Raw genomic sequence first — 12,294 nt, 5'->3', positions numbered from 1 at the left:
TTGCTTGGACGTTTGCCGAAAAAAACCCCAACATGTGACTGTTGGGAGTAATACTTATTCTTGAATGGTATGAACATTGATCGTTGCTGTTACTTGTGGGTGCAATTTTACAGGTACTTGCGTAAACCCTAATGCACGAATCGGCTGATCCAATTCGATTTTGCGTTTATCGATTTTGATTTTGTATTGCTTGTTCAAAGCATCGGCAATTTGTTTTGATGGGATCGAACCGAACAAGCGGCCATCTTCCCCTGCTTTGGCATTGATCTTCACGACGGTTTCTTCTTTTTCAAGAAGTGCTTTTAACTCTTTCGCTTCTGCTAAGACTTCCGCATCTTGTTTTTCTTTGGCTTTTTGTTTGCCTTTTAATTCTGCCATGCTTTCATTGTTGGCAGGTTTGGCTAAGTTGTTTTTGATCAGGAAGTTTTGTGCGTAGCCATTAGGGACTTCCTTGATATCGCCTTTTTTGCCTTTGCCTTTGACATCTTGTAAGAAAATAACTTTCATCTTGGTCACTCCTTGTTATTGTTCATTTTTCGTTAATTCCGCTCGCAACTGGTTTTCTACATCGCCAATGCTGCTGTTTTTTATTTGCGTGGCTGCGTTGGTAAAATGTCCGCCGCCGCCTAATGCCTCCATCAAGGTTTGTACATTGACTTTTCCGGTACTTCTAGCACTAATACCGATCAAATCTCCTGGCTGTTTCGTAATGACAAACGCGGCATGGATCCCATTGATCGATAGCAGAGTATCGGCCGCTTTTGCAACGGTGACACTATCGTACACCCGATCTTCATCCGCTGCAGCAATCACGATATCTTCTCGGAAATGCTGGCTGCGAGAAACCAGTTCACTGATCATCAAATAGGAATCTAAATCCGTACTCAACATGTATTGAACCAATGACGTATCTGCGCCTTGATTTTTCAAATAGCCAGCAATATCAAAGGTCCGACCAGTGGTTCGCACCGTGAAGTTCTTCGTATCCACGTAGATTCCCGCTAATAAAGAAGTCGTAATAAATTTAGGGACTTGCGATCTGCGAGAAGCGCGATACTGGATCAATTCTGCTACCAGTTCCGATGCTGAAGACGCGGAAGATTCAATATACGTCAATAATGGCTTATCGGGAAACTCATCCCCGCGACGATGGTGATCGATCACTGCGATTTTGTCAAATTCATCATAGACCGCTTGCGAGATCGACATCGACGGCTTATGGTAATCTACCATCACTAAGACACTTTCTTCATTTGATAAATTGACTGCTTCTTCCCCAGTGATCACAAATCGTTCCAGCTCGGGGTATTTTTTCAATTCTTCCAATGCCCGCTGAATGTCGGCGGTGATCTCTTTCGGATTTAAAATGATGTAGCATTCTTTGTCGCTCATCATCGCCATGTAAGCCACCCCAAAAGCCGAACCTAAAGCATCCATGTCCGGGTAACGATGACCCATGATAAAGATCCGCTGGTTTTCAGCAAAAATCTTTCTCAACGCCGTACTCATGGCACGAGAACGAACACGCGTTCTCTTCGGCGTACCATCCGTATTACCGCCAAAGAATTGCGGTTTTGCTTCTTCTTTGGCTTCTTTTAAAACGACTTGATCGCCGCCACGAACTAACGCAATGTCGAGATTGTTTTGTGCCACTTCACCAATCTCTTCAAAAGACTCTTCCCCATAGGAGATTCCCATACTGATCGTTAATGCCAGATCATTTTTTTCCGCAACTTGCCGTACTCTAGTCAAAAATTGGAATTTTTCTTCCTTCATCCGCTCAATATCTGAATACTTCGCGACGAAAAGAAACCGCTCGGAATTGATTCGTTTGTAAAAAACATGATTCTCACTTGCCCAATCAGAAATCAGTGTCGTGATCAGCGAGTTCAAATAAGAAACTTGTTTGTCGTCTTTTTTCTCAATCAAATCATCGTAATTATCAATTGAAATCAACCCAATTGCTGCCATCTTTTTTACCCCTCAATGTATCATCCCATTTTTTTGAAGCTTTGTTCCTTATTTTACCACAAAACAATCAAATAGGCGATTGATGCAAAAAGTTCCACGTGAAACTTTTTTGGTGAGATAATCATGGGAAAATTTCTGTCACTCGTTATTTTATCTGTATATAAAATAACAAGTATTTCTTCAGTAGATAAAAAAATTGACAAGCTTCAAAAGAAACTTGTCAATGAAAATCATTCGATTTATTCTTCGCCTACGAATGGAAGTAATCCCATAATACGCGCACGTTTGATTGCAATGGTAAGTTTGCGTTGGTTTTTCGCACCAGTACCAGTTACACGACGTGGTAAAATTTTACCGCGTTCTGAAATGAAACGTTTTAGTAATTCAATATCTTTATAATCGATATGTTCAATATGGTTTGCAGCAATGTAGTCTACTTTACGACGTTTGCGTCCGCCTCTTCTTTGTTGTGCCATCCTATTTCCCTCCTATCAATTTCTTAGAATGGTAAATCATCGTCTGAAATGTCGATTGATGAGTTTCCGAATGGATCGGAGTTGTCTCGATCAAAATTAGGCATTCCTGATGGTTGAGAGGATTGAGTTTGATTTGAGTTATTGTTACCAAATCCAGAAGAACTATTTGAGTTATACGTATTGCTGCTGCCAGATCCGCTATCAGTTGTGCGTCTTTGCTCGGAAGCATTTCGCGATTCTAATAATTGGAAGTTGTCAGCAACGACTTCTGTTACATAAACACGTTGGCCTTGTTGGTTGTCGTATGAACGGGTTTGAATACGTCCAGTAACCCCTAATAAAGTTCCTTTGCGTGCATAGTTTGCTAATGTTTCCGCTGGTTTTCTCCAAATAACACAGTTGATGAAATCAGCTTCGCGCTCTCCACTTTGGTTGGTAAAATTGCGATTTACCGCCAAGGTAAAGGTTGCGACACCAGTGCCATTAGAAGTGTAACGTAAATCAGGATCTTTGGTTAGTCTTCCTACTAGTACAACATTATTAATCAAAGTTCATCATCTCCTCATCGCTTTTGTTTCATGTGAAACAATATTATGCTTCTTCTTTGACAATCATGTGACGGATAATGTCATCATTGATTTTCGCAAGACGGTCAAACTCGTTGATTGCACTTGCAGTTGTTGAAGAAGAAACTTTAACGATGTGATAGATACCCTCACGGAATCCATCCATTTCATACGCTAGACGGCGTTTTTGCCAATCTTTTGATTCGATAACTTCAGCGCCGTTATCAGTTAAGATTGAGTCAAAACGAGCGATCAATGCGGCTTTTGCTTCTTCATCAATGTTTGGACGAATGATATATAAGATCTCATATTTCGTGTTTTCCATTGATTTTTCACCTCCCTGTGGACTTTGGCCCCTAGTTTTCTAGGAGCAGAGAGAGTGGTCTAATTAGACTACTCACAAATAATTATTATACACTTTTTTCGTCCCTACTGCAAGCTATTTTTTTGCGTCCCTGCATCTACCCATCACTGCAAACAATCGCTTACACTGATAAATACGTCAGCTGCTGCCGATTTTTTGAAAAAGAGTAAAAAGACAGCAAGCTGCAGGTTCGCAGGTTGCTGTCTTCCTAGAAAATGTATTGCTTATTCTTGTGTATCCGTGGTGTCTTCCGTTGTTTCTTCCACAACTGGCACGTCTTGTACCGCTGTTTCTTCGGCAGTCGTTAGTTCTTCTTCGACTTCCGGTTCAACCGTTGCCATCGTCACTACTTTGGCATTGTTTTCCATCTTCATCAAACGAACCCCTAAGGTTGCCCGACCAGTTTGGGAAACAGTCGCTACATTGAAACGAATCAAGACGCCTTTATTGGTGATCACCATGATGTCTTCCTCACCGCTGACCGTCGTCAAGCCGGCTAATGGACCGTTTTTCGCCGTAATGTTGGCTGTTTTGATCCCTTTTCCGCCACGACCTTTGATTGGGTATTCAGAGCCTTTGGTGCGTTTGCCATAGCCGTTCTCAGTGATGACCAAGACTTCACTGTCTTCTGTGATCACAGCGGCACCTACGACGTAGTCTCCATCTCTTAGACGAATGCCTCTCACACCAGCAGCTGTTCGGCCCATATCCCGCACAAGGGCTTCTTTGAAAGTCACAGAGTAGCCATCGTGGGTGCCGATGATCACGACATCTTCGCCATGGGTTTCGATCACGTTAACCAACTCATCATTTTCCCGAAGACCGATCGCAATCAGACCATTGGCACGGATATTTGAAAAGGCCGTCACTGAGGTCCGTTTGACCACACCTAGACGCGTCGTGAAGAACAAGTAGCGTCCTTCTTGAGGCCCACCAGAAGCCGAAATGATCGCTTCGATCCGTTCGCTAGAATCGATCCCTAGCAGATTGATCACAGGGATACCTTTGGCTGCCCGACCATACTCAGGAATTTCATAGCCTTTGGCTTTGTAAACTTTCCCTTTATTGGTGAAGAACAGTAATGTGTCGTGAGTCGAACAAGAAATCAACGTCTTCACGAAGTCTTCATCGTGGATCCCCATTCCTTGAACGCCACGTCCGCCGCGACGTTGTGCACGGAATTCAGACTTAGCTACTCGTTTGATGTATCCATTGTTCGTCAAAGTAATGACGATTTCTTCTTCTTCGATCAAGTCTTCATCTTCAAGACTTAAGACTTCCCCAACCAATAATTCAGTCCGGCGATCATCGCCAAAGCGTTGGCCTAATTCTTGCAACTCCGTTTGGATGATCTCTAGGACTCGTTGTGGATTTGCTAAAATGTCTGTCAAATCAGCGATAAATTCTAACAAACCTTGGTACTCGTTTTCGATCTTGTCGCGTTCCAAACCAGTCAAGCGACGCAAACGCATATCTAAAATTGCTTGCGCTTGGCGATCGGACAATTTGAAGCGCTCCATCATGCTATTTTTTGCTTCATCATCAGAATTTGATGCCCGGATCAAAGCAATGATCTCATCGATATGATCCAATGCGATCCGTAACCCTTCTAAGATGTGGGCACGGGCTTCTGCTTTGTTTTTATCAAACTGTGTCCGACGAGTCACCACTTCTTGTTGATGCTCGATGTAGTTTTCTAAAATTCGTTTCAAACTCAAAATCTTCGGCACGCCTTTTTCAATGGCTAACATATTAAAGCCAAAAGAAGATTGCAGTGCAGTCATTTTGTAGAGATTGTTTAAGATCACCGACGCACTGACGTCGCGACGAACGTCGATAACGATCCGCATGCCTTCACGAGACGATTCATCCCGCAGATCGGTGATTCCTTCGATCCGTTTGTCACGGTGCAGCTCAGAGATCCGCTCGATCAACTTCGCTTTATTGACCATATACGGCAATTCAGTCACTAAGATCCGTTCTTTACCGTTGGGCATTTCAGTCACTTCGACTTTTCCGCGAACAGTGATCGAACCTTTCCCTGTTTCATAGGCACGGCGAATACCGGATTTTCCCATGACGATCCCGCCGGTTGGGAAATCTGGTCCCGGCAGGACTTCCATCAATTCACTTGTCGTGACTTCTGGATTTTCCATCAATAGATCGATGGCTGCAATAACTTCATTCAAGTTATGAGGCGGGATATTGGTCGCCATCCCAACAGCGATCCCCGTCGTCCCGTTGACCAAAAGGTTCGGGAAGCGTGCTGGTAATACCGCTGGTTCTCGTTCTGTATCATCATAATTGCTTTGGAAATCAACAGTATCTTTGTTGATGTCCCGCAGCATCTCCATCGCCAGTTTGCTCATGCGGGCTTCGGTATACCGCATCGCAGCGGCACCGTCACCATCGACTGAGCCAAAGTTTCCGTGGCCATCGACTAACATGTAGCGATAGCTGAAGGGCTGTGCCATCCGCACCATTGATTCATAGATCGCACTATCACCATGGGGATGGTATTTCCCCATGACATCGCCGACGATCCGGGCTGATTTTTTATGGGGCTTGTCTGGTGTGACCCCTAATTCATTCATTCCATATAAAATTCGGCGGTGAACCGGCTTTAAGCCATCCCGCACATCTGGTAAAGCCCTAGCAACAATTACACTCATTGCATAATCGATAAAGGACTCGCGCATTTCACTGGTCAGATTGACGTCATGAATATTTTGTTTTGCTTCTTCACTCAAGCTGTTTCCTCCTCTACGATTGGCTAGATGTCAAGATTTTTCACGTAGTGCGCGTTTTCTTCGATAAAGGCCCGTCTTGGTTCGACGCGATCCCCCATCAGCATTTCAAAAATTTGATCGGCTTCAATGGCATCATCTACGCTGACCCGCAGCATCATCCGATTGTCAGGATCCATCGTGGTTTCCCATAACTGGTGGTCATCCATTTCCCCTAGACCTTTGTATCGTTGAACTGTTGGTTTTGGTGTCGCAGGTAGTGATTCAATCGTATTTTTCAAATCTTGTTCGGCATTCTTGCCGGGTTGGATATAATGGATATTTTTCCCTTGTTTGACACCGTACAATGGCGGTTGTGCGATATAGACATAACCGGCTTCAACGATGGGACGCATATAACGATAGAACAGCGTCAAGAGTAGGGTCCGGATATGGGCACCATCGACATCGGCATCGGTCATGATGACTAGCTTGTGGTAACGGGCTTTTGCTACATCAAAATCAGCACCAAACCCGGTACCCATTGCCGTAAACAATGAACGGATCTCTTCGTTTGCTAAGATTTTGTCCATGCTGGCTTTTTCGACATTTAAAATCTTCCCACGGATCGGTAAGATCGCTTGGAATTCCCGACTGCGGCCTTGTTTTGCTGAACCGCCGGCAGAATCTCCTTCGACGATAAACAATTCGCATTTTTCTGGATCATTACTGGAACAGTCGGCTAATTTCCCAGGTAAGTTACTGATTTCTAACGCACCTTTTCGGCGAGTCATTTCCCGGGCACGTTTGGCTGCTTGACGGGCTTTTGATGCCAAAAGTCCTTTTTCCACGACTTGACGACCCACATTCGGGTTTTCCATCAAGAATTTCGTGAAATGTTCGGAAAAGAGACGATCGGTGACTGTCCGCACTTCGGAATTTCCTAATTTGGTTTTCGTTTGTCCCTCAAACTGAGGATCTGGATGCTTGATGGAGATAACCGCCGTCAAGCCTTCCCGAACATCTTCTCCGGTCAGGTTTTCGTCGTTTTCTTTCATCAATTTTGACTTGCGGGCGTAATCATTGATCACCCGGGTCAAGGCAGTCTTAAACCCGAATTCATGGGTTCCGCCTTCATAGGTATGGATGTTGTTGGCAAAACTTAGCAGGTTGCTATGGTAGCTATCGGTATATTGCATGGAGACTTCAACCGTGATTCCTTGTTGTTCTCCTTCTAAATAGATCGGATCTGGGAAAATCACTGTTTTACTCGCATTCAAATGCTCCACATAGCTCTTGATCCCGCCGTCGTAATGATATTCTTTCAAAACGGGTTTTTCTTCCCGTTTGTCTTCGATCGAGATTTTTAAACCACGGTTCAAGAAGGCTAATTCCCGAACCCGCGTCGCTAATTTATCAAAATTGAATTCCGTTGTTTCCGTAAAGATCTCTGGATCTGGAACAAAGTGGACGGTCGTTCCGTGGCGGTCGGTTTCATCGATCACTTTTAAGTCATCAACGACTGCTCCACGATGGTATTCTTGATAATACACTTTGCCTTCTTTATAGACTTTTACGTCTAAAGTCGTGGACAACGCATTAACGACGGAGGAACCTACCCCATGAAGTCCGCCGGAAACCTTGTAGCCGCCGCCGCCAAATTTCCCGCCGGCATGCAGGATCGTAAAGACGGTTTCTACCGCTGGACGGCCTGTCTTGGCTTGGATATCAACGGGGATCCCCCGACCGTCATCGACGACCGTAATGCTATTATCTGGTTCAATGATCACTTGAATACTTGAGGCAAAGCCTGCTAGTGCTTCGTCGATCGAGTTATCGACGATTTCCCATACTAAGTGGTGCAAACCTTCTGAACTGGTAGAACCAATGTACATCCCAGGTCGTTTGCGGACGGCTTCTAGTCCTTCCAGCACTTGGATCTGACTGGCATCATAGGCTTTCGCACGTTCAACTAAGCTTTTTTCTTCTTCTGTCATTCAGTCTATTCTCCTTTAATATGTCCTTGCTCTACATAAAAAATCTCTGCTTCCACAGACATTTTGTCTTTTACATGTTCTAATGTCGTTGTTGTCAGAAAGGTCTGAACTTTTCCTTCAATGGTTTCCAATAAATGCAGTTGTCGGGAATCATCCAGCTCACTCATGACATCATCTAATAAAAGGACGGGATATTCCCCTGTTTCTTCTTTCATCAAATCGATTTCTGCCAATTTGACACTTAGGGCCGTTGTTCGCTGCTGTCCTTGCGAACCAAAGGTCTGAACATTTTTCTCATTGATCAAAAAATCCAGATCGTCTCGATGGGGGCCTGCCAACGTGACTTGCCGAAATCGTTCACGGTCTTTGACTTGTGCCAAGGCTTTGACAAATTGCTGTTGGATCTCCTCCAGCGAGGTCGCCTCACCGGGCACATTTGATAAATAGTCGATCTGCAAGGTTTCTTTTCCTTGGCTGATCTTTTGGTGCAGCTGATTTGCCCAATACGCCAAGCGCTGAACAAACCGTTGTCTGGCTAAAATGATTTTACTGCCGAAAGCCACCAGCTGTTCCGTCAAAACATCTAAATAGATCTCATCGGTCTGTTTTTTTTCATTCAGCTGTTTTAAGTATTGATTGCGCTGTTTCAAAACGGATTGGTATTGAACGAGATCATAGAGATAAATTGGATCGATCTGCCCAATTTCCATATCGAGAAATTTGCGGCGGACTTGGGGACTTCCTTTTACAAGGGAGAGGTCTTCTGGAGCAAATAAAATGACATTCAGCTGCCCTATGTAACTACTGAGCTTTTTTTGCTCAATGTGGTTTACTTTCGTTTTTCGTCCTTTTTTTGACAAAAACAGTTCTAACGGGATCGTTGAGCGTCCCCGACTGACACTGCCAGAGATCCGCGCACCTTCCGTGTCCCAACGGATAAGTTCTTGCTCGCTGGAGGTGCGGTGGCTTTTGGTCATCGCCAATACATAGATACTTTCTAAAATATTGGTTTTTCCTTGCGCATTTTCGCCTAAAAAAATGACCAGACCTTTCTCAAAAGTCAGTGTCAGCGAATCATAGTTCCGATAATTGCTTAAATGCAACTCATTCAGCCGCATCTGCGTCTTCCTTCTTCACCATAAAAAAAGGACCTTCATCAGGTAGCTCAACACGCATTCCCGCATACAATTTGCGCCCTCGTCGATTTTCCGGCTCGCCGTCGACAAAAACGGTGTGCTCTGCAAGGTACCATTTCGCTTGGCCGCCGCTGCTGATCACACTGACTTCTTTGAGCATTTGTCCAAGTGTCATATATTCCGTTTCTAACGGTATTTGCATTTTCATAATTCCCCTCAATTCTATCAAAGAGCGTTTAGCTCTATTATACTCTTTTTTTGCCAAGAAAACAAATTCATCGGCATATTTTTCATTCTCAGAAGACTTACTGCTTTTAGACAAAAAAGAAGCCAAAATAGAAAAAAGGGCTTAAAAACGATTTTAAGCCCTTTTAACTCATTTATTCATTTTCAGATGATTGTTTCAACTTTTTTCAAAAGACATGAAAAACTAGTTGGTGCGCACCGGTGTGATCAGCTGGATAAAGCTGCCTTTGCTCTCTGTTGGCTCCAACGTAAAGGGACGGATCGCTGAGATAAAGCGGATCACGATGCTGGTGTCACCAAATGCTCGTAGTGCAGCTTTCATATAATCAGGATTGAAAGAGATCTCTAATGGGTCGCCGGTCACTTTTTCAAAAGAAAGGTCTTCTTCCACTTTCCCGATTTCTGGTGAGTTTCCATATAAGACAACAGCTTCCTCGGAGATTGCCAAACGAACGATGTTGTTACGGCCTTCATGGGAAAGCAATGACGCCCGTTCGATAGCCTGTAACAATTCTGGCACAGAAAATTCAATTTCAGTATTGAAGCTTGAAGGGATCAGACGGTTGGTATCTGGGTAAGTTCCTTCCAATAAACGAGAATAGAATTTCATAGTTTTCGTTTGGAACAATACTTGGTTATCCATAATGCTGATTTGGATCGCTTCTTCTTCATCTGTTAAGGAACGAGAAAGTTCCGTTAGGCTTTTGCCGGGAATCACGATATTGAAGGCTGTTTCCCCGCTTTCCAAGGGAATCACCCGTTGACTCAAACGGTGTGAGTCCGTCGCAACAGCTAATAATTTTTGATTTTCTAAGACAAAGTGGACCCCAGTTAAGATTGGACGGCTTTCGTGTTGCGAAACCGCAAAGACCGTTTCACTAACAACCTTATTCAACACGTGCGCTGGAATCTCGATCGAATCTTGACTTTCGACAACTGGTAAATGTGGATAACTATCGGCATCCAAGCCGTTGACGGTAAAGTTAGCTTTTCCAGAAGTGATCGCTACTTGATTATTGTCTAAAACTTCTAACGTTAAGGTACTTTCAGGCAAACGACGAACGATTTCGCTGAAGAAACGTGCTTGTAAAACGATTGCTCCTGTTTTTTCGATTTGCATTTGCGCTTTTTCGTTTTCCACACTTAAAAAAGTTTCAATGGAAATATCGGCATTGCTCCCAGTCATGGTCAATCCTTTTTCTGAAAGGGACAATTTTACTCCGGTTAAGATCGGGATGGTGGTTTTGGTTGAAATCGCCCGTTGGACAGTTTGTAATTCTTGCATGAACTCTGTTCGGTTTAAAGTTAGCTTCATAGCGATACTCCTTTAATTTATAGTTATTAAATAAAAGTAATAGTAGTAATAGGCTTGTTAGTAATGTGGATAACTCGAGAAAAGAGTGATTAGACTAACGAAAATGCCTGTGAATAACTTGTGGACAACTTTTTTGGTTCTTCTTTTCTTATCCACAGATCAGCTGAAGAGGATTTGTTTGATTTCAGCGATCTCATTTTTGATCGTGGGATCTGTTTCGACTAAATGCTGAATTTTTTCATGGGCATGAATGACCGTTGTATGGTCTTTGCCGCCAAATTCGCCGCCGATTTTTGGTAAAGAACTATCGGTCAATTCTCGAGAGAGATACATCGCGATCTGGCGTGGGACAACGATGCCTTTGACCCGTTTTTTCCCTTTTAGATCATTGACATGAATGTGATAGTATTTTGCGACTTCTTCTTGGATCTGCAAAATCGAAACTTGGGTCGAGCCATGGCTTGATTTCAAGGCTTTGATGGCTTCAGCTGCCAAGCTCGTTGTAATGTCTGAGTTTTGCATCGTAGCAAAAGCTTGCACCCGCACGAGTGCTCCTTCAAGTTCTCGGATATTCGAATCGATCTGCCCAGCGATATAACTTAAGGTATCGTCGGGGATCTCCAAGCGTTCGGCTTCGGCTTTTTTCCGCAAAATCGCAGTCCGCGTCTCTAGATCCGGCGGGGTGATATCAACGGATAAGCCCCAAGCAAAACGGGAAACCAAACGTTCCGGCAAAGTCGGGATCTCATTTGGCAAACGATCACTTGTCAGGACGATCTGTTTATTATTGCGATACAGTTCTTCGAAGGTATTAAAGAATTCTTCTTGGGTTCCTTCTTTATTGACTAAGAATTGAATATCATCCACCAGCAAAAGATCAACATTGCGGTATTCGTTTCGAAAATCTTCCATTTTGTTCTTTTGAATAGAAGTAATGAAATCATTGGTGAAATTTTCACTACTAACATACTTGATTTTGGCATTGGGACGTTTTAGCAACATTTGATGACCGATCGCATGCATCAAGTGGGTTTTCCCTAAACCAACGCCACCATAGAAGAACAGCGGATTATAAATAGACCCAGGATCTTCTGCAACAACTAAAGCAGCAGCGTGGGCCATCTGATTGCCTTTCCCGATGACAAAGGTATCAAATGTGTATTTTTCATTTAAGATCGATTTCGGCGGCCGCTCGTTTTCTTTTGCAGCTGTTTGAATAGTAGAAGGGGCTGTTTTTAAAGCTTCTGCTTCTTCGACAGTCACAAAACTAGGAATCAATTCTTCACCAGTTTTCATAAATCCCATTTCAACAATTTTGGCAGCTAGATTTTTTTCCCAATAAGATTTATGAAGATCGCTGGGTACTTCGATCAGCAGCTGATTTTTTTCAAACGACAAGACATTGGCAGTCTCGATCCAAGCACTATAACTGGCCGGATTCAGCTCTTCTTTAAAGGAACGTTGAAGATCTTGCCAAATAGAATCAGCAGATGGCAT

11 protein-coding genes are annotated in these 12,294 nt (G+C 43.5%); all 11 read right to left on the bottom strand.

Features of this window, described 5'->3' with window-relative positions; genetic code table 11:
- Positions 1 to 54: 54 nt before the first annotated feature.
- Positions 55 to 507, bottom strand: coding sequence for a 50S ribosomal protein L9 (rplI, locus tag IGI94_RS00055; RefSeq protein ID WP_005226371.1), 453 nt, complete (start codon positions 505 to 507; stop codon positions 55 to 57).
- A 15-nt stretch (positions 508 to 522) separates the two neighbouring features.
- Entirely contained in the window at positions 523 to 1,971 is a 1,449-nt protein-coding gene (locus IGI94_RS00050; RefSeq protein ID WP_005232918.1) for a DHH family phosphoesterase, read from the bottom strand.
- A 239-nt stretch (positions 1,972 to 2,210) separates the two neighbouring features.
- Entirely contained in the window at positions 2,211 to 2,447 is a 237-nt protein-coding gene (gene rpsR / locus IGI94_RS00045) for a 30S ribosomal protein S18 (RefSeq protein ID WP_005226367.1), read from the bottom strand.
- 23 nt (positions 2,448 to 2,470) lie between these two features.
- The gene (ssb, locus tag IGI94_RS00040) at positions 2,471 to 2,995 is read right to left on the bottom strand and encodes a single-stranded DNA-binding protein (RefSeq protein WP_005232920.1); all 525 of its coding nucleotides are present in this window, start codon (positions 2,993 to 2,995) and stop codon (positions 2,471 to 2,473) included.
- Between the two features lie 43 nt (positions 2,996 to 3,038).
- Complete coding sequence (gene rpsF / locus IGI94_RS00035; protein ID WP_005226363.1) at positions 3,039 to 3,338, bottom strand: 30S ribosomal protein S6; 300 nt, start codon at positions 3,336 to 3,338, stop codon at positions 3,039 to 3,041.
- A 263-nt stretch (positions 3,339 to 3,601) separates the two neighbouring features.
- Positions 3,602 to 6,127, bottom strand: a complete 2,526-nt coding sequence (gene gyrA / locus IGI94_RS00030; protein WP_005232921.1) for a DNA gyrase subunit A — start codon at positions 6,125 to 6,127, stop codon at positions 3,602 to 3,604.
- A gap of 23 nt (positions 6,128 to 6,150) precedes the next feature.
- Positions 6,151 to 8,100 (bottom strand): DNA topoisomerase (ATP-hydrolyzing) subunit B, encoded by a 1,950-nt coding sequence (gene gyrB / locus IGI94_RS00025; protein ID WP_005232922.1) that lies wholly within the window; start codon positions 8,098 to 8,100, stop codon positions 6,151 to 6,153.
- Positions 8,101 to 8,105: 5 nt separating this feature from the next.
- Positions 8,106 to 9,218, bottom strand: coding sequence for a DNA replication/repair protein RecF (gene recF, locus IGI94_RS00020; RefSeq protein ID WP_005232923.1), 1,113 nt, complete (start codon positions 9,216 to 9,218; stop codon positions 8,106 to 8,108).
- Positions 9,205 to 9,444 carry a S4 domain-containing protein YaaA gene (yaaA, locus tag IGI94_RS00015; RefSeq protein WP_034878186.1) on the bottom strand — a complete coding sequence of 80 codons (240 nt, stop codon included), beginning with the start codon at positions 9,442 to 9,444 and terminating at the stop codon, positions 9,205 to 9,207. Before yaaA ends, recF begins: the two co-directional genes overlap by 14 nt.
- A 222-nt stretch (positions 9,445 to 9,666) precedes the next feature.
- Entirely contained in the window at positions 9,667 to 10,797 is a 1,131-nt protein-coding gene (dnaN, locus tag IGI94_RS00010) for a DNA polymerase III subunit beta (protein ID WP_005226354.1), read from the bottom strand.
- Positions 10,798 to 10,956: 159 nt separating this feature from the next.
- On the bottom strand, positions 10,957 to 12,294 hold the full coding sequence (dnaA, locus tag IGI94_RS00005; protein ID WP_005232925.1) for a chromosomal replication initiator protein DnaA: 1,338 nt from the start codon (positions 12,292 to 12,294) through the stop codon (positions 10,957 to 10,959).

It is taken from the genome of Enterococcus sp. AZ149 (genome assembly GCF_051714285.1).
In the GTDB taxonomy this organism is placed as follows: Bacteria; Bacillota; Bacilli; order Lactobacillales; family Enterococcaceae; genus Enterococcus_D; species Enterococcus_D entomosocium.
This window is presented reverse-complemented; position numbering and strand designations above follow the sequence as displayed.